The sequence below is a fragment of the Micropruina sp. genome (assembly GCF_047602385.1).
In the GTDB taxonomy this organism is placed as follows: Bacteria; Actinomycetota; Actinomycetes; order Propionibacteriales; family Propionibacteriaceae; genus Micropruina.
Genome location: NZ_JASGHL010000003.1, coordinates 63,903 through 88,406, shown reverse-complemented (window position 1 = coordinate 88,406; position 24,504 = coordinate 63,903). Strand labels below are relative to the sequence as shown.

Here is a 24,504-nt window from a genome sequence, read left to right as displayed (position 1 = left end):
GCTACCGGCGCATGCCGGCCCGACCGGTGGGCCGCGGAGACCGTGCATCCGTCGTGCCGCGCCTGCAGCGATCCGCGCCGATGGCCGGCGGGCACGCCGGCTGCTCAGAACGGCCAGATGAGGGGCACCACGCCGACCGCGACAGTCCCGAACAGAAGCATGCAGAGCGCGCCGAGCTTCCAGTAGTCGCCGAACCGGTAGGCCCCGGGCTCTTGCACCATCAGGTTCCCCGGGGTGGCGACCGGGGTGAGGAAGGACGCCGCCCCGGCGATCGTGATGCCCATCATCATGGGCAGCGGTGAGAACTGGGCCGCTTCGGTGACCGCCAGTGCGACCGGGGCAACGATCAGCACGGTCGCCAGGTTGCTGAGGAACTGGCCCAGGACGAACACGATGAGCACCATCACGGCGAGCAGCAGGTGCGGGGAACGCTCTCCGAAGCTGGTCACCAGCCACGTCGATACGAGATCTGCGGCGCCACTGGTCTGGATGGCTGTCGACAGTGGCACCATGCCCGCGACCACCAGCAGTGTCGTCAATGAGATCGAACGCTGCGCCTGCGCCACCGTGACGACCCGGCAGCCGACCAGCAGGCCACCGGCCGCGAGCACGACGATCGAAGGAGGCAGCACATTGAGCGCCAGCAGCAGGCACATCGCGGCGAGCATCCCGACCGCGGTGTAGGAGCGCCGTCCGAGTTGCACCGACTGCCTGCGCACCCGCTCCGGCGCGTCGACCGGCAGCACTCCCGCGTTGGCGGCCTGCCTTTCCAAGGCGTCCCAGGCCCCCCGCAGCACGATCACATCGCCAGCGGCCAACCGGGCGCGCTCCAGCGGGACGCCGCCGCGCTGCACGGCGGCGATGATGAGTTCGCCCGACTCGGTTCGCATCCCCGGGTGCACCTCGTCACCGATGAAGGGCGAGCGGGGTGGGATCACGATCTCGGTGGCACCGCCCTCATAGCCGAGGGCGGTCTCGCCGGCGTCCAGCGAGTAGTGGTGCGCCAGGGTCTCGGCATACGCCCCGAGGTCGCGCGGGGCGTTCGGTGGGTAGCGGTGCGGCAACAGCTTGGGCCCGAGCAGCAGCGTGATCAGGATCACGCCGATGAGCAGCGGCGCTCCGATGATCGCGAACTCGAAGAAGCCGAACGGCCGGGCCCCGGCTTCGACGGCCCAGTCGGAAACCATCAGATTGATCGGCGTGCCGAGCAGCGTCAGCATTGAACCGGCGTGGGCGGCGAACGCGAGCGGGATCAGCAGCTGCGACGGCGGCTGGCGAAGCCGGGCCGACAACATGACGCCGACCGGCACCAGGGCCGCAATCGCGCCGTTCACGCTGATCAGCGCGGTCAGCCCGGCCGAGAGCAGCATCAGTGCGATCAGCACCGCCGACCGCTTCTCGCCGACCCGGCGGGTCAGAAGCTGGCCGGCCCAGGCGGTGACACCGGTGGCGTCGAGGGCTTCGCTGACCACGAAGAGCCCCGCGAGGTAGATCACGATCGGATCGCCGAAACCGGCGATCGCCTGCTCGAAGGTCACCGCGCCGGTGAAGAACAAGGCGATCGTCACACCCAAGGCCACGATCGGCGGTGGGAGGCGATTCCAGATGAACACGATGACTGCCGCGATCAGAATGGTCGTCGTCGCGACCAGCGCATCCATGGCGTCCTACCTCCAGATCTCCGACCGATGCCGTCCCAGCGAGCCGGACCCCGCCGAGCGGCGGGTCAGAAGCTGTCCAGCTGAGCGTCGATCTCCGGCAGTCGGTTGATCGCCGGCGACTCGATCAGCGTGCCACGCACGACGACCGTGCGGGGCGACTCGAGGGCCCGGAGACCATCGAGCGGATTCTCATCGAGCAGGACGAGGTCAGCCGCTTTGCCGGCCTCGACGGAGCCGATCTCGGCCTCCATCCCAAGGATCCGCGCGTTGATCCGGGTGGCGGCCTGTAGCGCCTCCGCGCGGGTAAGGCCACCGAAGCGAACCAGGTGGTCGAGTTCACGCCAGGTGTTCGAATGGCTGACGTAGGTGACTCCCGAGTCGGTGCCCATACCCACCGCGATGCCGTGCTGACGAGCGGTTCCGATCCCGGCGACCATCTCGTCGAGGACGAGGGTGGCGTTGGCGCGCACCACGTCGTCCACTCCGGTGATCGACTGGTCGAGCTTCACCAGCGGCAGGCAGGCCTGCAGCGTCGGGATCAACGCCGACCATCCGCGCAGCGAAGCCGGGTTGTCGAGGAACAACTCGATGCACTCCTGGTCAAGGCTGCTGCCGTGCTCAATCGTGTCCACGCCGGCCCGCAACGCCCTCCGGACACCCTCGGTGCTCTGGGCGTGGGCAGCGACCAGGACCCCCTTGGTGTGGGCTTCGGCACAGACGGCCCGCATGCTCTCTTCGCTCATCTCGGGGGTGCCGGCATGCCCGATGCCCTTCGCGTCGGTGACCCCGCCGGTCGCCGAGATCTTGATCGACCGGGCACCGTCGGTGAGGTTGGCACGGGTGCCGGCCGACGCCTGCTCGGGGGTATCGGCCACCCGGGCGATCTGCGGCGCCCCATGACCGTTGGTGATGGCCAGCAGCGGTCCGGACGGCAACAGCCGGGGACCCAGGAGTTCGCCCCGGCTGATCCGGTCGCGCAGCGCGATCACCTCGGTGGCGACATCGCCCACCGTCCGAATAGTGGTGACGCCGGTATGCAACTGGGTGGTGGCGTTGTTGGTCGCCCGTCGCCGCATCATCACCTGGCCGAGCCGGCTGCGCAGCACCTTGGCGACGGCGACCTTGGTATCCGGACGCAGGTAGATCTTGGCCAGCGGACGGCCGTCGGAAAAGAGATGCGCATGGGCATTGATCAGGCCGGGGATCAGGTATTTTCCGGTCCGGTCAAGGCGACGGTAGCCCGCCGGAACACTCGCGTCGGCGTCCGGTCCGGCGTACTCGATGGTCCCCATCGCTCCCACGATGACGGTCCAGCCGGTATGGACGGTCTCGGTGCCGTCGGTGGCCAGCACCGAGACACCGCTGACTGAAAAGGGCGTGCTCATGGGCTCAGTCTGCCCCACTCCGCAGGTATGCAGGCAGGTCTGCGAAGCGAACCTGGCCGACAAAGGTACGACTGCCTTTGCAGGGTGACCACGAGGGTGAAGGGGAGGGTGAAAGAATAGCGACGACGCATTGCCTCCGGCAGACTGGAGCGACCGGACCGCGTCGATGAGGGCGGGTTTCGTTCGTGCCCGCCCGTGCATTCGAAGGGGATCCTATGTGGACGTCGATCGGCGATACCCTGCCGTTGGCAATGGGCCTCGCGTTGAGTCCTTTTGCGATCGTCACCGGAATTGTCTTGCTGTTGGGCAGCAAGGGCCGGCTGAAGACGGCAATGTTCGGACTCGGCTGGTTCGCCGCGATCCTCACGATTGTCGCTATTGCGTTCTGGGTGGTCGGAGCCGCTGAAGAGGTCTCTGAGGAGTACGCCTCCGGGGGCGTGGACGTCGTCCAGCTCGCCTTTGCGGCGCTCTTCCTGGTGCTTGCCGGTCTCTCGTGGGTGAAGCGACCGAAGGGTCAGGACGGTGCCTCCGAAGGGGCTGAACCAGCCAAGTCGAAGCTGCTGGACCGGCTGGATGGATTGAGCGTGCTCGGCGCCCTGGGGGTCGGCTTGGCGCAGGGCTTCATCGTGATCAAGAACATCCCGCTCGCCCTGGGCGCCGGCGCTCGACTGGGTGAGGCCGGTCTGCACGGCGGCGAGGCTGTCATCGCGATGGTGCTGTTCGCGCTGATCTCAGCGCTGGGCGTCTTGGTTCCGCTGATTGTCGCGCTGATCGGCGGCCCCAGCCTGGATGACAGACTGCGGAGCTTGCGCACCTGGCTTGAGGCCAACATGTCCGCAATCACGATCGTGGTGCTACTGGTGCTCGGTGGGTACTTCCTCGGCCAGGGGCTGGGCATCCTCGACTGAGTCCCTCACTTTCCGGTCACGGGCCGGCCGGCATCACGGGTGCCGACGATCTCAGAAGTCCCAGTCGGAGTCCTCGGTGTTCACTGCCTTGCCCATCACATAGGACGATCCTGAGCCCGAGAAGAAGTCGTGGTTCTCGTCGGCATTGGGGGAGAGCGCGGCCAGAATGGCGGGGGAGACCGCGGTGGCCTGCTTGGGGAACAGCGGCTCGTAGCCGAGGTTCATCAGCGCCTTGTTGGCGTTGTAGCGCAGGAACATCTTGACGTCCTCGGTTTGCCCGAGCGGATCGTAGAGATCCTCGGTGTAGTTCTCTTCGTTGTCGTACAGCTCGTAGAGCAGGTCGAAGGTGTAGTCCTTCAACTCGTCGCGCCTCGCCTGGGACGCCTCGCGCAAGGCGACCTGGTATTTGTAGCCGATGTAGTAGCCGTGCACCGCCTCGTCGCGGATGATCAGCCGGATCAGGTCGGCGGTGTTGGTCAGCTTGGCGTGGCTCGACCAGTACATCGGGGCGTAGAAGCCGGAGTAGAACAGGAACGACTCCAGCATGGTCGAGGCGACCTTGCGCTTCTCCGGGTCGTCGCCGTAGTAGAAGTCCAGGACGATCTGCGCCTTGCGCTGCAGGTGCTCGTTCTCTTCGCTCCACCGGAATGCGTCATCGATCTCCGCGGTCGAGATCAGTGTGGAGAAGATGGACGAATAGCTCTTGGCGTGCACCGACTCCATGAATGCGATGTTGGTGTAGACGGCCTCTTCGTGCGGCGTCCGGGCGTCCGGTATCAGCGAAACCGCGCCGACCGTGCCCTGGATGGTGTCCAGCATGGTCAGCCCGGTGAACACCCGGGTGGTCATCAGCTGCTCGTGCGGCTTCAGCGTCCGCCAGCTCGGAATATCGTTGCTCAGCGGCACCTTCTCGGGCAGCCAGAAGTTGCCGGTCAGCCGGTCCCAGACCTCAAGGTCCTTGTCGTCCTCGATCCGGTTCCAGTTGATCGCCTGGACGCCGCGTAGCAGTGTCAGTTTCTGAGTCATCGGTATTCCTTGGTACGGAGGGACGGTTCTTCTGGTGCGAATCTCGCATGGCGGGGACGGTTCTCCCGGTCACCGGGGACGGTTCCTTTGGTCACCGGGGACGGTTCCTTTGGTCACCGGGGACGGTTCCTTTGGTCACCGGGGACGGTTCCTTTGGTCACCGGGGACGGTTCCTTTGGTCACCGGGGACGGTTCCTTTGGTCACCGGGGACGGTTCCTTTGGTCACCGGGGACGGTTCCTTTGGTCACTGGGAGCGGGAGCCAGCTCTTCGTGAGTGACCGGGAGAACCGTCCCCGGTGACCGGGAGAACCGTTCCTGGTGACCGGGAGAACCGTCCCCAAGGTCACCGGTCATAGCGCGCAACTGACGCAGCCCTCGACCTCGGTGCCCTCCAGGGCGAGCTGCCGCAGCCGGATGTAGTACAGCGTCTTGATGCCCTTCTTCCAGGCGTAGATCTGGGCCCGGTTGAGGTCACGGGTGGTGACGTTGTCGGGGAAGAACAGGGTCAGCGAGAGGCCCTGGTCGACATGCTTGGTCGCCTCGGCGTAGGTGTCGATGATCGCCTCGGGGCCGATTTCGTAGGCGTCCCGGTAGTACTCCAGGTTGTCGTTGGTCAGGTACGGCGCGGGGTAGTAGACGCGTCCGATCTTGCCTTCCTTGCGGATTTCGATCTTGGCCACGATCGGGTGGATCGAGGACGTCGAATGGTTGATGTAGCTGATCGAACCGGTCGGCGGAATGGCCTGCAGGTTCTGGTTGTACATGCCGTACTCGGCCACCTCGGCGGCCAGCGCGCGCCAGTCGGCCGGGGTGGGCAGCGCGATCCCGGCACCCGCGAACAGGCCGGCCACCTTCTCGGTGCGTGGCGTCCAATCGCCTTCGATGTAGCGGACGAAGTACTCGCCCGAGGCGTACGTCGAGCGTTCGAAACCGTCGAAGGTCTGGCCGCGCTCCCTAGCGATCCGGCAGGACGCCGCAATCGCGTGGAAGGTCACCGTGTAGAAGTACATATTGGTGAAGTCCAGGCCCTCGGGCGAGCCGTAGTGGATGGACTCCCGGGCCAGGTAGCCGTGCAGGTTCATCGCACCCAGGCCGATCGCGTGGCTCATCGCGTTGCCCCGCTCGATGCTCGGCGCGCAGGCGATGTTCGACTGGTCCGACACCGCCGTCAATGCCCGGATCGCGGTCTCGACGGTCACGCCGAAATGCGGTGAATCCATCGCCTTGGCGATGTTCAGCGAGCCGAGATTGCAGGAGATGTCCTTGCCGACCTCGGCATACGACAGATCCTCGCCGTACTGGGACGGCGTCGACACCTGCAGGATCTCCGAGCACAGATTGCTCATCGTGATCCGGCCGTCGATCGGATTGGCCCGGTTCACGGTGTCCTCGAAGACGATGTACGGGTAGCCCGATTCGAACTGGATCTCGGCCAGCGTCTGGAAGAACTTGCGGGCGTTCATCTTCGACTTGGTGATCCGCCGGTCATTGACCAGTTCGCGATACTTGTCGGTGATCGAGATCTCGGTGAACGGCACGCCGTAGACGCGCTCGACGTCGTACGGGCTGAACAGGTACATATCTTCGTTGTCGCGGGCCAGTTGGAAGGTGATGTCCGGAATGACCACACCCAGCGACAGCGTCTTGATCCGGATCTTCTCGTCGGCGTTCTCGCGCTTGGTGTCGAGGAACCGCATGATGTCGGGGTGGTGGGCGTGCAGATAGACCGCGCCCGCCCCCTGCCTGGCGCCCAGCTGATTGGCGTACGAGAACGAGTCCTCGAGCAGCTTCATCACCGGGATCACTCCCGAGGACTGGTTCTGGATCTTCTTGATCGGCGCGCCGGCCTCGCGGATGTTGGTCAGCGAAAGCGCCACTCCACCGCCGCGCTTCGAAAGCTGCAAGGACGAGTTGATCGCCCGGGCGATCGACTCCATGTTGTCCTCGACCCGCAGCAGGAAGCAGGAGACCAGTTCGCCGCGCTGCGCCTTGCCGGCATTCAGGAAGGTCGGGGTGGCCGGCTGGAACCGTCCGGACATGATCTCGTCGGTCAGCCGTTCGGCGAGTTGGCGATCACCGGCGGCCAGAGTGAGCGCCACCATGCAGACCCGGTCCTCGAACCGTTCCAGGTAGCGGGAGCCGTCGAAGGTCTTCAGCGTGTACGACGTGTAGTACTTGAAGGCGCCCATGAAGGTCGGGAAACGGAACTTCACCGCGTAGGCCCGCTTGAAGAGCGATTTGACGAAGTCGAATCCGTACTGGTCGAGCACCTGCTCCTCGTAGTAGCCGTGTTCCACCAGATAGTCGAGTTTCTCCCTCAGCGAATGGAAGAAGACCGTGTTGGTGTTCACGTGCTGCAGGAAGTACTGGTGCGCCGCCTTACGGTCGGCTTCGAGCTGAATGTTGCCGTCCGCGTCGTAGAGATTCAGCAGCGCATTCAGCGCGTGGTAGTCGACCTCGGTCGATACGGTCTCTACGCCGGTATCGGTGAGCAGTGTCGTTGCCATAGCGAGGCAAGCCCTTCCTGGACGGCGCGGACGTCGTCCGGCGTGCCCATGAGTTCGAACTGGTACAGGTGGGGAACCGCACATTTGTGGGCGATGATGTGGCCCGCGAGGCAATAGGCGGCACCGAAGTTGGTGTTTCCGGCCGAGATGACGCCGAGCAGCTGGGCCCGGTTTTCCGGATCGTTGAGGAAGTGGATGACCTGTTTAGGGACGGCGCCCTGGCCGTTCCCGCCGCCGTAGGTGGGGGTGATCAGGACGAACGGACGATCGAGGCGCAGCCGTGGATCGCCGGCGCGGAGCCCGATCCGCTGGGCCTCGAAGCCGAGCTTGGCCACGAAGCGATGGGTGTTTTCCGACGTCGAGGAGAAGTACACGATGTGCACCATCGTCGGCTCCTCACTCTGGTGTCGTGGTGGTGGGCGGGTTTGTCAGCGGCTTGGTTTGGCGAGACCTGTGGTTTCGACAAGCTCAACCAGCGGACGGTTTCGACAAGCTCAACCAGCGGACGGTTTCGACAAGCTCAACCGGTCGGTGTCGACGCGTCAGGCGGCCTGGACGCGGGCGGCGGTCGCCTTGATCCGGTCAGGACGGAAGCCGGCCCAGTGCTCGTCGCCGGCGAACACCACCGGCGCCTGCTGGTAGCCGAGTTCCATCACCTGGGCGAGGGCGCGCTCGTCGGCGGAGAGGTCTACCACGTCGTAGGGAAGGCCGGCCCGGTCGAGCGCGCGATAGGTGGCGGTGCACTGGACGCACGATGGCTTGCTGAAGACGGTGATCGTCATGGCGGCGGGTCCTTCCGGGGCTGTGGGTTACACCGGTGTAGTTCCATCGGTGTCAGTCATGGACACTACACATATGGGTCAGCCTTGGCAACAACCACTACATGTTGTGTTGGGCTGCTGTTCGGGGCGACTTCCGGGCATGACGAGGAGCCGCCGGAGCGACTACCGAACCAATCGCGCGACGGGGTGCGGCGTGGGTCCGGGGCCCGCTGTGGCGGTACCGATTGGGGAAGGGCTTGCGGTGTCTCGGCATCCGTTTGCCGAGACTCGGATCGGTGCGGGACTGTTCAGCTGGTGGAGCTGTCCTCAGCAGTGGGGCGATGGTGCGGCGGTCGCCTGGTGGTCATCCAACTCTCCTTCGCGAGTTGTTGCCGTCCGCGAAGGATGGGTCACCGTCGATGCCGGGCGTAGGCCCTGGCAGTCAGGCGGAACCGTCCCTGGCGGTCGTGCCTCCGGTCGGCGGTCGCCTCCCGGGCGCTGGCAGGTCTTCGGACTCGCGGGCTCGGATCTGCCGATCCACCTACTGTCCGTCGCTTCCCAGGCTGTTCGGCCCAGTGCTTGATGACGGAGGTCGTTCCCGATTACCGCTGCGGGGCAGTCCCGGAGTCTCACCGGGTTCCCTCTTGCCTCTCCACAGTCCGGGGACGGCGGAGAACCAGTCGCGGGCCTGACTCTACGACAGCGGGACTCGACGACACGATCGACCGGCGTGTCGCGGCGTGGCGTCCGATATCGCCCCAATGCGCTCACTTGTTATGCAAGGTAGCTGGTCATATCATCAACGTGTGCCCGATGAACTCGGCAACTGGGGTCCGCAGTTGCGCAAAGGCGTGCTCGAACTCGCCGTCCTCGGCCTGCTGGCGACACAGGAACGCTACGGCTCGAGTCTGGTCGACGATCTCGCCGGTCGTCCGGGCCTGGCAGTCACCCCGGGCACCGTCTACCCCCTGCTCTCCCGGCTGGCCAAAGCTGGGTTGGTCACCACGACCTGGCGGGAGTCGCCGGTCGGTCCGCCCCGCAAGTACTACCGGCTCAGCGCGGCCGGCCGCCGCCGGCTGGACGCCATGGCCGAGGAGTTCGCGGCGGTGTCCGCCGCGCTGCGCGACATCCTGAAGGAGGAATCATGATCCGCACCATCGACGAGTTGCGTCCGGACGCGCGAGCGGTCGCCCAGCGATTCCTGGACGCGGCGACCGGGGCCGCCCGGCGGGGTCGACGCGCCGAGCTGCGCGCCGAGTTGAGCGCTCACCTGTGCGAACGGCTGGCGCCGGATGCGTCCCCCGGCGACGTCGAGCAGGTTGTGGCCGGGCTCGGCTCGGACGATCGTGGCGGACGACCGCGGGGCGGTTGGCCTTCGGGCCTGCGGCCGCGCGGGGTGTTCGACCGGATCGCCGACACCTGGTGGCGTCCGAGCGACCCCCGGCTGCTCCTGCCCCGCGCCGTCGGCCTGGGCTGGGACGTCAATCTCGGCGCCGTGGCCGTCCGGCTGAAGCTGATCGAGCCGGACGCCGAAGCCGTGCCGTTCGCCTCCACACCGGATGCCGCCTTTCGGGTGGCGGCGGTTGTCCCGGTCGTCCTGGCCGGCGCCACCGTGCTGCATTACCTGGTCCGCGGGCGGTCGCTGCCGCCTCGCCTGGCAGCCCATTGGGACGCCGCCGGCCACCCCGATCGCTGGGTGCCGAAGGGACAGGCGGCGCTGGTCGACATCGCGCTGACCGCCGGCGGTGCCGTCCTGGCCGGATGGGCGTTCGCCGCCGATCGCCCGGGTCCGACGCGTGCGGGCGCGCTCGCCGGCGCCACCATGGCAGGCTCGCTCGGCGCCTGCCTCGCCGTCGCGCGGCCGCGTCGCGGAAGCCCGTGGCTGATGCCGTCCCTGCTCGGCCAGCTGGGCGTCGGCGTCGGCGGGGTACTGCTCGGCCTGGCCAGGGCCGGACGGCGGGCTGAGGTCGAGCGTGACCTCGCCGTCCAACGGCCCGGGTGAACTCGAGGGCGCCATCCCGCTGCCGTCTCGCGTGGAGACCTGGGAAGCACGGCCGGTGCCCGGGATCACGCCGGGGCGAGCGAATCCAATCCACCGGCGAGGACGCGGACGTCGCGGTAACCACGTGCCTCCAGGCTGGCCGCGGCGACCTCGGCGCGCCGTCCACTGCGACAGATCACCAGGATCGGCCTATCGTCGGGGACGCCGTCCAGATCGCCCGCCAGCAGGTCGGGCAGTGGAAGGTTCACCGAGCCGGTCACCCGTTCGGCGGCGAACTCGTCCGGTCCTCGGACATCGAGCAGGAATATCGACCCCGCGACGGGCAGGTCGACCTCGATCGGGCTCACCGTCGGCACCGGCGGGGTGACGGCGACGGGTGCCGAGCTGCCAGGCCCGGGGTCGCCGCGGCGGATCTCCACCTGATCCCAGCGCCCGGCAAGGGCGTCGATCACCAGAACGCGTCCCAGCAGTGGACGTCCGATGCCGGTGATCAGCTTGATCGCCTCCATCGCCAGCACCGAGCCCGCCTGGCCACAGAGCGCGCCGACCACCCCCGCCTCGGCGCATGACGGCACGGATCCCTCCGGCGGCGGTTCGGGAAAGACATCGCGCAACTGGACGCCGCTGCCGTCCGGGGCGGCATCCCAGAACACGGCGACCTGGGCGGCGAACCCGAGCACCGAGCCCCACACCAGCGGCTTGCCGACCGCCACGCAGGCGTCGTTGACCAGGTAGCGGGTCGCGAAGTTGTCGCTGCCGTCGATCACCAGGTCGTAGCCGGCCAGCAGGTCGCCGACGGTGTCCTGGTCGAGCCGGACGTGGTGCGTGCGCACCGTGACCGACGGGTTCAGGGCGGCGACCGCATCCGCGGCCGAGTCCACTTTGGGGCGTCCGATGTCGGCGTCGCGATGGACGACCTGCCGGTGCAGGTTGGACTTCTCCACCACGTCGAAGTCGACCACGCCGATGGTGCCGACGCCGGCGGCGGCCAGGTACAGCAGCACCGGGGCGCCGAGTCCGCCGGCACCGATCACCAGCACCCGGGCCGCGGCCAGGCTCCGCTGTCCGCTGACCCCGATCTCGCCCAGGAGCAGCTGCCTGGAGTAGCGCGCCAGTGCGTCGGCGTCCAGACCGCCGGCGGGTGGCACAAGCGGAGGCATCGTCATGGACCAACCCTAGAAGGGCTCGGCCGATCGGTGGATCGGGGTGCGGCGTCTTACCGAAGTCTTTCGATTCCCGCTGCGGGGTGGCCGCGTCCGTTGGTCAGGACTACCGTCGAGCCGAACCGCAGCGACTGCCGCGGGTCCCTGGGCCGACCGCGCCGCGGGTTCGGCCGGCAGGACGGGGCTGAGGAGGTCGGCGTGGCGAGCATCCTGGTCATCGAGGACGACCCCACCACCCGCGAGGTGCTGCGCCGCTACCTCACCCGCGCGGGCATCGACGTGGTGGAGGCGGCCAGCGGCACCGAGGGCATGTCGGCCTTCCTCACCGCACCCCCGGATCTGGTCATTCTCGACCTGATGCTGCCCGGCATCGATGGCTTGGACGTGTGCGAACGGATCCGGAGCCGCAGCGAGGTGCCGATCATCATCCTGACCGCGCTGGGCAGCGAGTCCGACCGGGTGGTCGGCCTCGAGCAGGGCGCGGACGACTACGTGGTCAAACCGTTCTCGCCGCGCGAGGTCACCCTGCGAGCCGAGCGGCTGCTCCGCCGCGCTGCACCGGTCCGGACCCCGACCGTGCTGTCCGACGGCGAGCTGGTCGTGGACCTCTCCGCTCGCCGGGTGAGCCGAGCGGGACGCGAGCTGGCGATGACGTCGCGTGAGTTCGACCTGCTGGCCTTCCTACTGGCCCACCCCGACGAAGCGTTCCGCCGCGCGGAGCTGTTGCGGCGGGTCTGGGACTGGGAGTTCGGGGACGATTCGACGGTCACCGTCCACGTCCGGCGGCTGCGCGAGAAGGTCGAGGCCGACCCGTCCCGGCCGCGGCGCCTGCAGACGGTGTGGGGCGTCGGCTATCGGTATCACCCCTCGGGAGGCGATCGATGAGCGAGCCGCTGCTGCACATCGCGCCGTGGGCGATGCTCACCTGCGCGGCGACGGTCGCGTTGCTCTGGCTGCTGTTGCGCCGGCTCAGCGGGCACCCGGCGATGTCGCTCGCCCTGGTGGTGTCGGTGCCGCTGATGGCCGCCCTGGCGTTCGTGGTGGCGATCAGCGGGTTCATGTTCACCGAGCAACTCGGCTGGACGCTGGCCACCTGTGCGCTGGTCGGGGTGATGCTGGTGCCCGCGTCGGTCCTGCTCGGGCAGCAGTTCACCCGACGGGCGCTGGCGCTGGAGGCACGACGTGCCCATGAGCGCGCCGGCGAGGACGCCCGCCGGGATCTGATCGCCTGGATCAGCCACGACCTGCGGACGCCGCTGGCCGGGATCAGGGCGATGGCCGAGGCCCTGGAGGACCGGGTCGTCGACGAGCCCGCCGAGGTGAGCGGCTACGGCGCCCGGATCGGGCGTGAGGCCGGTCGGCTCGGCGGTATGGTCGACGATCTGTTCGAGCTCTCCAGGATCAGCAGCGACGCCCTGGATCTGCGACTGGAACCGATCGCCCTGGACGAGCTGGTGCGCGAACTCGCGGCCAGCCTGCGCCCGATCGCCACCTCGCGCGGCGTAGGCCTGAGCGTCGAGTTGCCCCAGCTGACCGCGATGGGTGCGGGCCGGGAGCTGGAACGGGTGGTGGTGAATCTGCTGGCCAACGCGGTCCGGCACACCCGTCCGGGCGGCACGGTGAGCATCCGCGGCGGGATGACCGGGACGCGGGCGTGGGTCGCGGTTTCGGACGGCTGCGGCGGCATTCCCCCGGCAGACCTCGGCCGGGTGTTCGACCTGGGTTTCCGCGGTACTGCGGCGCGGTCGCCCGAGACCTCCGAGCTGAGCCCGGGTGCGGGCCTCGGTTTGGCGATCGTCCAGGGTTTGATCGAGGCGCAGGGTGGCGCCGTTGCCGTCCGGAACATTCCCGGTGGCTGCTGCTTCACCGTTCAGCTCCCGGCGGCTGGATAGGCGCTCGAGTTTCGGGAAGCGCCGCTTCCGCAGTGAGCGCCAGGCCGCAAGCAGCGATCAGCCCGGACAGGCGGCAGCGGCGTCCGGGTCAGTGACCCGGACGCCGCGTTCGTCGGCTCGCCCCCCACGAGCTCGATCAGTTGGCCGCGATGCCCTCCAGCGGCTTGCCGTTCGCGACACCGAGGCCGGTGTGGGTGGTGCCGATCCGGGTCAGCGCCCCGTCCCGGCCGACCCGGTAGGCGTCCACGGTGCCGTCGGCACCGCTCAGCTGGTACAGGTAGCGGCCGTGCCGGGAGGCGGCGAGATCGACCGGCCCGCCGTCGGTGGCCGCGGCCGTCGCGTCCAGCACGCTGAGCCGGCCGGCCCGGACGCGGAACGACGAGATGCTGTTCGAACCGGCGTTCGCCGCGTACAGGGTGCCGCGGATCACCACCGACCAGCAGGCCGCCTGCTGTCCGGTCGGCCCGACCTGGGACAGCTGGGTCAGGGTGCCGTTGTTGTGCACCCGATAGGACGTCGCCAGCCCGGTCGCGTCGACCACCAGCAGCCGTCCGGCGCGGTCGAAGGAAAGCGCGAACGGAACCGTCCCGGACTTGGTGACAGCCGGCTTCGGTGAGGGGACGCCGTGCAGCAGCGGGTAGGTCAGCAGCGTGCCGTGGGTCTTGGTCGACACGATGACCGCTCGGTGGTCACGGGTCACGGCCACCTGCGCGGGCGACTGCAGGAACTCCGGGTTCCCGTTCGGGGTGAGCTTCAGCTGCCGGGTGCTGTGCGGAATCGGCACCACCGTGCGTCCGGCGACCCGATAACCGCTGATCGAACCGCCGCCGCGGGCGTTCAGCACGTACACCAGACTGCCGGCGACGCTGACCGAGACCGGCAGGTCGCCGTGGCTGGAAAGGATCTGCCGGCGAACCAGCCTGCTGCCGTCGACCCCGAAGACGGTGACCGTGTCGCTGCCGCCGTTGACGGCGAACAGCAGGTGATGCCGCCGGTCCAGGGTGAGCGATCCCTGGGACGCCAGCGGATCGACCACCGCACCGGCCACCACCGCACCCTTGCCGCCGGTGTGGTAGCTGCCGGCGCGGCGAAGCTGCCCGTCACCCGCGCGATCGAAGGCGATGATGCTGTTCGCCTTCAGGTCATTGGTCTGGACGAAGACCGCGCCGGCATGGCGATTGACCTGCGCGGTCGGGGCGGGTTGGTTCGCCGGTGCGGGCGCGGCCTGCGCCGGCGGCGCCACTGTGGCCAACGAGAGCGCGGCGGTTGCTGCCGCGACGAGGATGGAAATGCGTCGGATCACGATGCCTCCTGTGGTTGGTGTTCCTGGCATCGAAGTCAACGCGGCCGACGCTCGGCTCTCCATGACCCTGGGCTTACCGGACCTTACGAAGATCTGACGTCCGATCAGCGCGTGCTAAAGCTCCCGGACGTTGAGCAGCGAGCGGACGCCAAGCTCGTGGCGCAGGCGGGCGTCGACCAACGCGTCCACGGCGACCGACACCAATTAGTCCGGGCCACTATTCCCGCGCAGCCATCACTTCGCGCCAGCGAGAAGCTGGGCGATCCCCTCTGAATAGGGCGTCACCGGGAAATCCGGGAATCGCGCGGTGAACTTCGTCGCCTCGAAGATGTTGTCCTCGCCGTAACGGGGGAGCAGCTCGGCCGCTTCCTTGATCGAGGGGCTGATCAGGCTGCCGACCGTGAACGCCCAGCGCGGCACCGTGGTGTAGCGGACTTTTCGGTTCATCACCGCGCCGGCGAGCCCGATCAGTCCGGCGTAGCTCAGCCGATTCGGGTCGACCGGCAGGTGCCAGGTCTGGCCGTACGCGTCCGAGGTGTTGCCGATCAGGGCCATCGCGCGGCTGGCGTCCGGCGTCCAGATCAGTGTCCGCAGGGTGCGGGCACTCACCGGCACCAGTGGCCGGCGCCGCTGCCTGATCCGGTCGAAGACCAGCGAGTTGGTGAGGCTTTTGGTCTTTCCGGGACCGTAGAACTCCGGCGCTCGGCAGATCACCGCATCAATCGTGCCGGCGTCCATCGCGGTGAGCAGCATGGTCGCGATCTCGGCGCGTACCGTCGCCTTACGGCCGGTCGGCTCGAACGCGGTGTCTTCGGTCTGCGGCACCGGCGTCCGTGGGTACATGTAGGTGTTGTCGAAGAAGACCAGCTTGCTGGTGTGCCTGCGACAAGCGGCGATGGTGTTTGCCATCATGGTCGGGAATTGCCGCTCCCACAGGCCGGAGTCCATCGGCAGGCCGGCGGTGAAGTAGACGATCTCGCTGCCTTCGACGGCCGCGGCGGTGGCGGCGGCGTCCATCAGGTCGGCCGGCACCAGTTCATCAGTGTCGTTGACTCGGCGAGGGTGCCTGCTGACCAGCCGGATGTCGGTGGTGAAAGTGCGGTGTAGCTCGCGGGTGAGTTCCTCGGCGATCTGACCGTTCGCTCCGAGCACTGTCTGCATGAGGCGTCCTTCGAATAGTGGGTCCGGATCAGAGCAAGGCGGCGACCTTCGTCGCGGTCTCCTTTGCTGAGCCGGGGTTCTGACCGGTGACCAGCATGCCGTCGACGACCGCATTCGACACGAACGGCAGCAGCGCCTTGGAATACTGTGCGCCGCGCTGCTGAATACGTTCCTCAACGTTGTACGGGACGAGCTTGGCCACGCCGGCCAGCACTTCTTCATGCCAGGAGAAGCCGGTGAGGCGGCGTCCGGCGACCAGATAGCTGCCGTCCGTCAGCGTCACGTCGAGCAGTCCGCAGTAGCCGTGACAGACCGCGCCGACCACGCCGCCGCGTTCGAAGATCTCGCGGGTGAGGCGCTGCAGTCCGATGCTGGCGGGGAAGTCGAACATCACCGCGTGGCCGCCGGTGAAGTAGATCGCGTCGTAGTCCGCTGAATCGATGTCGTCAGGGCTGACGGTGTCATCGAGCAGCGCCATCCGGGACGCGTCGTCGTGCCAGGCCTTGGCCGAGGAGTCGAAGCTGGGGAACTTCAGCGACCGCGGCTCGAGCGGCACCTTTCCGCCCGCTGGACTGAGGATGGTCTGCTCAAATCCGTGCTCGGCGAATACGTCGTAGGCATGGCTCAGTTCAGACATCCAGAGCCCGGTCGGATGCGTTGGGTCGGTCTGGTAATGATCGACGTTGGTGACGATCAAAAGAATGCGCTTGGGCATGATTCTGCCTCCTGGTTCAGTGGTGGGAAGCGGGCGAGTTCGGTCGGGGGTCATGGACTCAGCCACCACACGAAGCCAGGATTGCCGAGCCCGGCCGGCTGTTCGTGGGCGAGCCGGATCAGTGAATGTCCCAGCCGGACCAGACCCGGCCGAGTTCGGGGGAAACGGGCGTGATGACAAAAGATCACACCCGAGTGTTCGGGCACAGCAGCCATGGCGATCGCAAAGGTGCTGACATCTTCGGTTACGACAACCCGCGTCTCGGTCGCGGCCGCACGCAATACGGCGGTGTCGGTGGATCCCCGCAGGTCATCGCGCTCGATTACCGCCTGAGTGTCGATTCCGCCTGCGACTAGCTCTGCGGCGAGCCAACGGGGGTAGTGCTCGTCGAGCAGCAGCCTGATTCCGCGGTCAGGCACTGGTGAGCGCCCGGCGCCGCTCCCACGCCGCGAGGGCATCGTCTTGAGCGACGCGTTGGCGCTCGAGTATCTCGTCGATTTCGTCGCGGTAGTCGGCCCAGTATTTGAGTGCGGCGTCCACCATGGACGCCGGAATGCCGACCGCCTCTGCAATGCGCTGAGTGTTGCGTTGCGTTGCGTCATGTGCCAGCCAGGATTCGGCTACGGTCCACACCTGCGGGCCGTCGACCAGGGTCGCGCGTCGCTCCCCGGTCTCGATCACGACGAATCGGACGCCTGGGTGGTCCTGCATGCGCAGCCACTCGCTCACTGCGGTGTTGATCACGGTGGACTTCGTCTGGCCGGTCCGGCGGACGTAGTGAGCCAAGGACTCCTGGGTCGGTTCGGTGAACCTAATGTTCGTGGGCGCTACCATGCACTACATCGTAGCGTGGCCTTTTAGTTGAGGATCTCGCCTCGCTCGGCGGGCTTCTTGGAGATCAGCACATCACGCCAGGTCCCCAGGCTGCAGTTCGGCGGCAGTGCCGTGGAAGAAGGGACCGTTGTCGAGGGCGTCAGTCACGCCGTAAGGCTAATCCGTGTGGCCGGGCCGCGCCGTACGTGGTGACAGTTTCCCCTTGCGGCTGAGACTCGGGCCGCTGGCATCATGGCGCGATGACGGACGTGGTCTGGTTGGCGCTGGCCCCCTGTTCTGCGGGACCTGCAAAGCACCGGTGGTCCCGTGCCGAGGATCGACGAGACCGACTGGGTCGGCGATCCCGCGACCGCGTCCGCCATGCTGGCGAGTGCAGGCGGCAGCGCGATGGGCGTGAGCGTCCGGGTTGAGGAGACGTCGGCCGAGCAGATCGCTTGGGTTGCCGAGCAGGTCCAGGAATGGGCGTGGGAACAGTTGTGGAGCGAGGGGAGGCCGACGAACTGGCCGGTCTGTCCCAGGCACCCCGACAGTCATCCGATGCGAGCCACGGTCGTGGTCGCGGACGCTGCCTGGATCTGTCCGAACGACCACTGCTTCGTGGTGAGCATCGGTGCTCTCGAGGTTCAGGTCTGACGAGCCGTCCAGTCGTCATCGCGAACCGACTGGATCGGAAGAGTGAGCTCGTCGCGGCCATCAACCGACTCGATGCCGTCCCACAGGCGGAGACGTGCTTCGGTGACTCCCTGGCTGAGCACCTCGCAGACAACCCACAGTTCTCGTGGGTAGGGGTCCGAGGCGAGCAGCAACTCAAGGGTCAGCACCGGGGCCTTCTCGTGGAAGATGTGAACCATTCCCTCGACGTCGGTCAGCGCGAACTCGACCCAGCCCGGAAAGGCGTCGTCCAACCAGCGGGTGACGACTCCTCGGACGGCGGCCATCGCCACAGTCTGGCAGGTGTTTCGTCGCAGGCGCTCGATGATGTCGGGTGGCCCGCAGCCCTGCCGTGCCACCATCTGAACGAGTTTCTCCGGCATCGAAGCGGGTGGCGTTCGCCTCCGCATGTCTTGATTGGGCTACCCACTGATCGGCGCGGCTCCTTCTCCTGCCTTGATTGGGGCGCCGTCATGGCCTCAGGCTGAAGGAATCGAGAATCACTCGGCGGCATTCGCTGCTATTTGATGCGGAAACATCGAATGGGACATCTACTCGGATAGCACCCGCATCCCCATTCAGCCGTGGTGCCCGTCATAGTCCTTTGACCGAGCCGCCAGCGATGCGCTCTCACTCTCCGTCATCCGAACGTCCGCTGCTGCCGCTGATTGCGCGGGTCAGAGTTGCAGGTGCAGTCGGAGTGCGTCATCAAGCGAACTGATCAGCCGCGCAGGCAGTCGGCCGATCACCGGTCCGATGCGTTCCACCGACACGGCGCGGACCTGCTCGGCCTGCGCCTTTGAGTCCGTTCGGATGCCGGTCTCGTCGGCGGGGAGCAGGACCTGGAACGGAAAGACCCGAGTGGTGTTGCTGGTGATCGGCACCACCGTGACTACACCTCTGCCCAGTCTGGCCGCAGCGGTGTTGGCCCGGTCGTTGCTCACGATGACCGCGGGCCGCCGCTTGTCGGCCTCGCTGGCCCGCGCCGGCTCCAGGTCGGTCAGGCGTATCTCGCCTCGGAGCATCAGCTGAGCCCGTCCGCGAGGCTGGCTGCCCACGCCCGGGCGTCGCCGGACGACTCCCATTCCTGCCACGCCTCGGCGTAGGCGTCCTCCAACTCGGGATCCCCGAGCAATTTGATCGCCTGCTGGATCGCGGCCGACCTGGACTTCAGGCCGGTAGCGCGTGCGTACTTGTCGAGCGCCTCGACCTCGCTCGGGGACAAGCTGACGCTCAACTTCACCTGGGTCATGCCACCAGGGTAGTACTCGTGTAGCTACTAGCGGTAAGGAGGAACCTGCTGAAGTGGCGGGTTGCCGCTCTGATGTGGTGCGACGGTGACTGCTGATCGAGTGATCGCCGTGCGATTGCGTCAAGATAGCGCTGTGACCAGGCCCACCATCGCTGTCTCCGCCACGGGCGCTCAGGCCCTCGAGGCCGGCCTGTCGATCGGCCGGAGTGGCGGCAACGCCGTCGACGCCGCGCTCGCCGCCGCGATGGTGGCGATGGCCACCGAACCGGGCATGGTCAGCCTGGGTGGTGGTTGCTACATCGCGGTCTGGCCGGCCGGTGGTGCTCCGGTGATGATCGACGGCAATGTCGAAATGCCTGGTCGGGAGGGTGATCCGGGACGCCGCGGTCACGGCTTGCGCCGGGTGGTCACCTCCTACGGCGGTGGGGTGACCATGTACGCCGGCCACGGCTCGGTCGCCACCCCTGGCATCGTGCCCGCGTTCGGTGTTGCGCAAACCCGCTTCGGCCGGTTGCCCTGGGCGGATCTGGTCGGACCCGCGGCCGGCGCCGCCCGTCGGTACCCGATCGGGGCGGCGGCGGCCCGCTACCTTGCCTTCACCGCGGACAGCCTGTTCGCCACCGATGCTGAGGCTCATGCGCTGGTTACCAGGGCTGATGGCAGCCTGCTCGGTCCGGGAGAGTCGACCAGCAATCCGCACCTGGCCGCGGTGCTCGATCAGCTTGCCGTTGAGGGTCCGGAGTTGTTCACCACCGGGGCGGTGGGGCAGGCGCTGGCCTCGGAAATGGCCGACCGGGACGGGCTGATCACCGCGTCCGACCTGGCCGGCTACCGTCCGGTGAGCCGGCCGGCGCACGTCTCGAAGGTGGGCCGCTGGCGGATCGGCATGAACCCGCCGCCGGCGGTGGGCGGCCCGATGCTGGCTGTGATGTTGGGTGAGCTGGCTCGGATCGGCAACTGGAACTGGCGCGACGCCATCGAAATTCAGCGGGCGGTGTTGTCGTATCGGCTCACCACCCACGACCTGTCGCACGACCTCGAGGCGGACGGTCTACGCCTGCTCGATTCGGTGGGAAGATACGGACTTTCCGCGCTGCGGGGGTCGTCGTCCACGGCGCACATCTCCGCGGTGGACGCCGACGGCAACGCCTGCGCCGTGACCATGAGCAGCGGATACTGCGCCGGGCTGTGCATTCCCGGCACCGGGGTGCTGCTGAACAACGCACTGGGCGAGGTGGAACTCAACCGGCTCGGGCTCCATGCGACACCACCGGGGACCCGGCTGGCGTCCAATATGGCCCCCACCGTGGGACGCAGTGACGATGGTCAGGTGATGGCCATCGGATCACCCGGTGCGGACCGAATCACCACCGCCCTGATGCTCGTGCTGGGCCAGAGCTGCCTGCACGGCAAAGAACTTGCCGAAGCCATCGCCAACCCCCGGCTGCACGTGCGGCACACCGACGACGGCCTAGTGGTGGAGCATGAACCCGACGCGGGAATCGCCGCGGCCATCACCGAACTCGGGCTGTCCGGCCACGAGTACGGCGAGCCGCACATGTACTTCGGTGGCGTAGGCGCCGCGCTACGCCATGAGGACGGCACCCTGCAGGCGGCCGGCGACACCCGCCGAGAAGCGCACGTGGGCGTCGCGTGAGCTAGCTGTCGTGACCGGACACCGTGGAATAGTGGCCATGTGTCGTTCTTCGAGAGGGTCAAGAGCGCCGCTGAGCTGATGCGACTTTTCCGCCGACCGACCGTGACGCTGACTCAAGCCCATTTGCGTTACGACCCCATGATCCTGGCCCTCGGACGCTCTCAGTGCGGAGTTTGGAGTGAAGTGGTGTGTCCACACTCAGGCCGAACTCGATCGCACCGGCCGGCGCTGGGAGTACACCACGCAGTGTCGACGCCGCTTGAAAACTGAACAGTTTCGCCGGTGAAAAGTGAACACCCCGACACGATCGAAGGGTGATCACCATGGAGGACTGGGCACTGATTAGGAGGCTGGCCGCGGAGGGAGTGCCGCACGCGGCGATCGCGCGCCGGCTGGGCATCTCGCGGACGACGGTGATCAAGGCGGTGAAGTCGGAGGGGCCACCGAAGTACGAGCGGACGCTGGCTGTGACATCGTTCGCGGCGGTCGAGACGCGGGTGCGTGGCTTGTTGACCGACACTGCGGACATGCCGGCGACGGTGATCGCGGAGCGGGTGGGCTGGACGGGGTCGTCGTCGTGGTTGCGTGACAACGTGGCCAGGATCCGTCCGGATTACCAGCCGCGGGATCCGGCCGACCGGATCGTGTGGGAGGCCGGCGATGCCGCTCAGTGCGACCTGTGGTTCCCGCCGAAGCGGATCCCGCTGGAGAACGGCACGAGCAGCCTGTTGCCGGTGCTGGTGATCACGTTGGCGTATTCCCGGTTCGTGTTGGGTCGGATGATCCCGACCAAGACCACCGAGGATCTGCTGCTGGGCATGTGGCTATTGCTGCAGCAACTCGGCCGCGTTCCACGCCGCCTGATCTGGGACAACGAGCGGGGCATTGGCCGAGGCCGGCACCGCTCGGAGGGGGTGCCGGCGTTCATGGGCACTCTGGCGACCCGGCTGGTCCTGTTACCGCCCCGGGATCCCGAGTCCAAGGGTGTCGTGGAACGACGCAACGAGTTCGCGCAGGCCGACGTTGCCGCCATGGAGTGTGGTCGCGTACGTCGCCCAGCGATGCCAGATGCCGGTATCTCCGTAGGCGGACCCGACGTAGCGCTGTCCGGTCTCCCTGTCGTGGATGACGTAGACGCCTTTCATGCTCTCGAGTGCGATTCGCCAATCGGCGCGCCCCTGAGCAACAACCGCCTGCAGGTCAGCCAGGCTGTGGTTGATCCGGTCATGCCCCGGAAAAGGGTCACCGGCGAAGGGTTCCTCGAGGATCGAGGAGACGCTCATGGCGGGGAGGACCGTTTCCATCGATCGCCGTCGGTTCCTGCCCACCAGTTTGTGGCGGATCATGAGCCGGCGAATGAACGGCCCCATCAGATCCTCACAGAGCTCGACGGTGTACGAGTCGGCTTTAGGTTCGGGTCGGCGTGCCAGAACTTTCCAGATCCCGCCGAAGAGCCACAGGGTCAGGTCGTTCTTGTCCTGGGCTAGCGAGAAGATGAAGTCACGGTTAAAGTCGTCCTTCGCGCCGCGCCACATTTGCCAGGCCTGCCACTGTTCCCGACTGGTGGCGAGGGCATCCATAGGCTGAGTGATCCCATTCCACACGGCGAAATGGACCTTGAACGCTGACGGGTCTAGGTCTGCCGGAAGGAGTGCGGTCAGCGGAATCGCCTCCATGCACTGACCATAAGACCCAGGACTCCAGCATGATTGGTCCCTCCAACCCAACGCGTGAAGGTGAGTCGTGATCGGAGCCGCCGCCCACGGATCACTGACCATCCGGCCGACTGACAACATCCTCAACTGCCGCGCAGAGTGTGCGAGGGTGGCCTCCGGCTCCGGTTCCCGAGCGCACGACCTCATCTGCCGCAGCCAGGTGGTTTGGTTCGCGAGTCGGCTCGGAGTTCGGTCAGTATCGGCGAGACACTTGAGCCAGTTCTCGCTCAGGTGCCGGTCTTGTGGAGCGATTGTGTGGATCAGAGTCCGGATGGTTGGGCCGAGAGCCATTCCGTGTGTCGGTCGCGGAGTGCGTCACGGGCCTCAGAGCCCGGAAGGATGATGTCCACGCCACCGTCGTAGGGGCAGAACAGCCAACCTAGGTCCGGTCCGGCCAGAATCGCGACGGCCTGGTCGTCGGCGATCGCAAGGAGCAGTGCGTCCAAGTGGGGACCGTCCAGCTCTGTGCGCGCCCACAGGTACGCGGAGCCGAGTTCGGGATCGTCGTCGTCGACGCGACGCCACGGCCACGCGCCCCGGACGTACCGACGTGACCGGCCGGTAGCCAGATCCTGTGGACCCCAATCTTTTGCGAGCACGACCAAGTGCTCGAGCGCGACGCCGTCCAACAGTTCTGTCAGGACGGTGCGCTGCCGATGGATGATCTCGGCGTGTTCCTCGGGGGATTCGGCATAGCGTTTCGACTCCGGCAGGTTGTGGAACCGGACCCAACGATCGGCATAGGCGACCCTTAGTCGATGGCCGACCGGGTCGGCGTCCGGCCAGTTGCGCGCCCAGGCGGCCGTCAGTGCCCGACATCGATCGCTGTCTTCAGGCTCGTCGAACTCTCCGGTCAGGCCTCGCAACGCTAGCCACCTCCAACGGAGGGCATGCCGCGCTCGCCAGAGGGCGGATCCGAACGGAACCCTGATCAACGGGCACACGCGGCAAGCGTATCCACGGCCCCTGTCGGAGCCCGCGACCACCGTGTGGCGCCAACAAGCTGTCCGGGTCTCGTCCCGTAAAAAGGACATCCATCAACTCGGGCGGGGTGGGTTGACCCCGAAGGCAAAGCTGATGGCCCTGGGGAGGCGATGCGAGCGGCTGGGGTGAGGTGACCGCGGTTGAGGAGCTTGGTCGCAGGATCCGCCAACTCGCAGAATGACTGCGGCGGCAGTCACCTGAGCAGGGCGCCGCCCCAGCGTCCTCACGCTCGGGCCATCCCCTTCACGACTTCGCTACTCGAGTTCAAACGTCCGGTTCGTCGGCGAGGCGTTCATCTTCCAAGCCTGGACCCGAGAATTCGACGGATCGCGGGCAGATCGTGGGCCTCGTTGCGGCGGAGGCGCCCTCGGGGCGTTGCGTCCAGGTGGGCGGGCGTGATGACGACCAGCCGGATGCCTTGACGGGGGATGAGTTCGTCGCGGCGTGCGTCATAGAGTGCGCGTTGGATTCCGCGATGAACGCCGCTCACGGTGAGTCGTTCGGGCTTGTCGAAGTGGGGTACGGGCTGGTCGTGTTGCCTTTCGCGGTATTCGACCACGAGGTTTGCTGATGCCCAGTAGGCGTCTACCGGGAGCCGCACACGTCGGCCCGATTTGCCAGGGTCGCCGAGCAGCCATTTGAATCGGTGTTGACGGGAACCGGCTTCGTCCATGGCGCGATCACATAGGTTCAGGACGTACACCTCGTCGCTTGATTCTCTGCCCACGTCGATGACAGTACCGACGCGTGCGAGGCATGTACTGATCACGTGCTTGGCGTCTCTGACGCCTCCACGGGCGCGGCGCTCAAACGTCTCCTTGAGTCATAGCCAGTGGTCTCTGCGACCGCCGGATGATCTGGGAAGGAAGGCGCGGCTGCTTCTGGGGCCGTTGCTGCGAGGCGGGGTCGCTCGCTTATGGTCAAAG

At 67.0% G+C, this 24,504-nt stretch carries 25 protein-coding genes and 1 riboswitch; of the genes, 8 read left to right on the top strand and 17 right to left on the bottom strand.

What is annotated here, in order from left to right:
* Positions 1–104: 104 nt before the first annotated feature.
* A complete protein-coding gene (locus tag QM711_RS09840; protein ID WP_415098791.1) occupies positions 105–1,661 on the bottom strand; it encodes an SLC13 family permease in 1,557 nt (518 codons plus the stop codon).
* Positions 1,662–1,726: 65 nt separating this feature from the next.
* Positions 1,727–3,046, bottom strand: a complete 1,320-nt coding sequence (locus QM711_RS09835; RefSeq protein ID WP_415098789.1) for a metal-dependent hydrolase family protein — start codon at positions 3,044–3,046, stop codon at positions 1,727–1,729.
* Positions 3,047–3,261: 215 nt separating this feature from the next.
* Between QM711_RS09835 and QM711_RS09830 the strand changes: the two genes are divergently transcribed.
* Positions 3,262–3,954: a GAP family protein gene (locus QM711_RS09830; RefSeq protein WP_415098787.1), complete on the top strand. Its 693-nt coding sequence runs from the start codon at positions 3,262–3,264 to the stop codon at positions 3,952–3,954.
* 51 nt (positions 3,955–4,005) lie between these two features.
* On the opposite strand, the gene nrdF is transcribed toward QM711_RS09830, so the two are convergent.
* The 4 genes from nrdF to nrdH all read right to left on the bottom strand — a co-directional run bounded on the left by nrdF (position 4,006) and on the right by nrdH (position 8,270).
* Complete coding sequence (nrdF, locus tag QM711_RS09825; protein ID WP_415098785.1) at positions 4,006–4,980, bottom strand: class 1b ribonucleoside-diphosphate reductase subunit beta; 975 nt, start codon at positions 4,978–4,980, stop codon at positions 4,006–4,008.
* 351 nt (positions 4,981–5,331) lie between these two features.
* Positions 5,332–7,488: a class 1b ribonucleoside-diphosphate reductase subunit alpha gene (gene nrdE, locus QM711_RS09820; RefSeq protein WP_415098783.1), complete on the bottom strand. Its 2,157-nt coding sequence runs from the start codon at positions 7,486–7,488 to the stop codon at positions 5,332–5,334.
* A complete protein-coding gene (gene nrdI, locus QM711_RS09815; protein ID WP_415098781.1) occupies positions 7,455–7,874 on the bottom strand; it encodes a class Ib ribonucleoside-diphosphate reductase assembly flavoprotein NrdI in 420 nt (139 codons plus the stop codon). Before nrdI ends, nrdE begins: the two co-directional genes overlap by 34 nt.
* 156 nt (positions 7,875–8,030) lie before the next feature.
* Positions 8,031–8,270: a glutaredoxin-like protein NrdH gene (gene nrdH / locus QM711_RS09810; RefSeq protein ID WP_415098779.1), complete on the bottom strand. Its 240-nt coding sequence runs from the start codon at positions 8,268–8,270 to the stop codon at positions 8,031–8,033.
* A 461-nt stretch (positions 8,271–8,731) separates the two neighbouring features.
* A riboswitch (cobalamin riboswitch) is annotated at positions 8,732–8,945 on the bottom strand.
* A gap of 110 nt (positions 8,946–9,055) precedes the next feature.
* Here nrdH and QM711_RS09805 point away from each other — a divergent pair.
* Complete coding sequence (locus tag QM711_RS09805) at positions 9,056–9,397, top strand: PadR family transcriptional regulator (RefSeq protein WP_415098777.1); 342 nt, start codon at positions 9,056–9,058, stop codon at positions 9,395–9,397.
* Positions 9,394–10,251, top strand: a complete 858-nt coding sequence (locus tag QM711_RS09800) for a DUF5808 domain-containing protein (RefSeq protein ID WP_415098775.1) — start codon at positions 9,394–9,396, stop codon at positions 10,249–10,251. The genes QM711_RS09805 and QM711_RS09800 overlap by 4 nt, the downstream gene beginning before the upstream one ends.
* A gap of 65 nt (positions 10,252–10,316) precedes the next feature.
* On the opposite strand, the gene moeB is transcribed toward QM711_RS09800, so the two are convergent.
* On the bottom strand, positions 10,317–11,417 hold the full coding sequence (gene moeB, locus QM711_RS09795; RefSeq protein ID WP_415098773.1) for a molybdopterin-synthase adenylyltransferase MoeB: 1,101 nt from the start codon (positions 11,415–11,417) through the stop codon (positions 10,317–10,319).
* Between the two features lie 195 nt (positions 11,418–11,612).
* Here moeB and QM711_RS09790 point away from each other — a divergent pair, with 195 nt between their 5' ends.
* Positions 11,613–12,299: a response regulator transcription factor gene (locus QM711_RS09790; protein ID WP_415098771.1), complete on the top strand. Its 687-nt coding sequence runs from the start codon at positions 11,613–11,615 to the stop codon at positions 12,297–12,299.
* The gene (locus QM711_RS09785) at positions 12,296–13,306 is read left to right on the top strand and encodes a sensor histidine kinase (protein ID WP_415098769.1); all 1,011 of its coding nucleotides are present in this window, start codon (positions 12,296–12,298) and stop codon (positions 13,304–13,306) included. Before QM711_RS09790 ends, QM711_RS09785 begins: the two co-directional genes overlap by 4 nt.
* A gap of 136 nt (positions 13,307–13,442) precedes the next feature.
* On the opposite strand, the gene QM711_RS09780 is transcribed toward QM711_RS09785, so the two are convergent.
* The 5 genes from QM711_RS09780 to QM711_RS09760 all read right to left on the bottom strand — a co-directional run bounded on the left by QM711_RS09780 (position 13,443) and on the right by QM711_RS09760 (position 17,319).
* On the bottom strand, positions 13,443–14,609 hold the full coding sequence (locus QM711_RS09780) for a lactonase family protein (protein WP_415098767.1): 1,167 nt from the start codon (positions 14,607–14,609) through the stop codon (positions 13,443–13,445).
* Positions 14,610–14,843: 234 nt separating this feature from the next.
* Positions 14,844–15,770 (bottom strand): NAD-dependent epimerase/dehydratase family protein, encoded by a 927-nt coding sequence (locus QM711_RS09775; RefSeq protein WP_415098765.1) that lies wholly within the window; start codon positions 15,768–15,770, stop codon positions 14,844–14,846.
* A gap of 28 nt (positions 15,771–15,798) precedes the next feature.
* Positions 15,799–16,485: a type 1 glutamine amidotransferase domain-containing protein gene (locus QM711_RS09770; RefSeq protein WP_415098763.1), complete on the bottom strand. Its 687-nt coding sequence runs from the start codon at positions 16,483–16,485 to the stop codon at positions 15,799–15,801.
* A 50-nt stretch (positions 16,486–16,535) separates the two neighbouring features.
* Entirely contained in the window at positions 16,536–16,943 is a 408-nt protein-coding gene (locus QM711_RS09765) for a DUF5615 family PIN-like protein (protein WP_415098761.1), read from the bottom strand.
* Positions 16,897–17,319: a hypothetical protein gene (locus tag QM711_RS09760; protein ID WP_415098759.1), complete on the bottom strand. Its 423-nt coding sequence runs from the start codon at positions 17,317–17,319 to the stop codon at positions 16,897–16,899. Before QM711_RS09760 ends, QM711_RS09765 begins: the two co-directional genes overlap by 47 nt.
* Before the next feature lie 306 nt (positions 17,320–17,625).
* Between QM711_RS09760 and QM711_RS09755 the strand changes: the two genes are divergently transcribed.
* Entirely contained in the window at positions 17,626–17,952 is a 327-nt protein-coding gene (locus tag QM711_RS09755) for a hypothetical protein (protein ID WP_415098757.1), read from the top strand.
* Here QM711_RS09755 and QM711_RS09750 read toward each other — a convergent pair.
* The 3 genes from QM711_RS09750 to QM711_RS09740 form a co-directional block, all read right to left on the bottom strand.
* Positions 17,943–18,332, bottom strand: coding sequence for a hypothetical protein (locus QM711_RS09750; protein ID WP_415098755.1), 390 nt, complete (start codon positions 18,330–18,332; stop codon positions 17,943–17,945). The two genes, QM711_RS09755 and QM711_RS09750, sit on opposite strands and share 10 nt — an antisense overlap.
* Before the next feature lie 315 nt (positions 18,333–18,647).
* Positions 18,648–18,995 (bottom strand): type II toxin-antitoxin system PemK/MazF family toxin, encoded by a 348-nt coding sequence (locus tag QM711_RS09745; RefSeq protein WP_415098753.1) that lies wholly within the window; start codon positions 18,993–18,995, stop codon positions 18,648–18,650.
* Complete coding sequence (locus QM711_RS09740; protein WP_415098751.1) at positions 18,995–19,222, bottom strand: ribbon-helix-helix domain-containing protein; 228 nt, start codon at positions 19,220–19,222, stop codon at positions 18,995–18,997. Before QM711_RS09740 ends, QM711_RS09745 begins: the two co-directional genes overlap by 1 nt.
* Before the next feature lie 133 nt (positions 19,223–19,355).
* On the opposite strand from QM711_RS09740, the gene QM711_RS09735 reads away from it, so the two are divergent.
* Both QM711_RS09735 and QM711_RS09730 read left to right on the top strand, forming a co-directional pair.
* Entirely contained in the window at positions 19,356–20,879 is a 1,524-nt protein-coding gene (locus QM711_RS09735; protein ID WP_415098749.1) for a gamma-glutamyltransferase, read from the top strand.
* Positions 20,880–21,202: 323 nt separating this feature from the next.
* Positions 21,203–22,366 carry a helix-turn-helix domain-containing protein gene (locus QM711_RS09730; RefSeq protein ID WP_415099958.1) on the top strand — a complete coding sequence of 388 codons (1,164 nt, stop codon included), beginning with the start codon at positions 21,203–21,205 and terminating at the stop codon, positions 22,364–22,366.
* A gap of 488 nt (positions 22,367–22,854) precedes the next feature.
* On the opposite strand, the gene QM711_RS09725 is transcribed toward QM711_RS09730, so the two are convergent.
* On the bottom strand, positions 22,855–23,460 hold the full coding sequence (locus QM711_RS09725; protein WP_415098747.1) for a hypothetical protein: 606 nt from the start codon (positions 23,458–23,460) through the stop codon (positions 22,855–22,857).
* A gap of 410 nt (positions 23,461–23,870) precedes the next feature.
* Positions 23,871–24,251 carry a hypothetical protein gene (locus tag QM711_RS09720; RefSeq protein WP_415098745.1) on the bottom strand — a complete coding sequence of 127 codons (381 nt, stop codon included), beginning with the start codon at positions 24,249–24,251 and terminating at the stop codon, positions 23,871–23,873.
* Between the last annotated feature and the right edge of the window lie 253 nt (positions 24,252–24,504).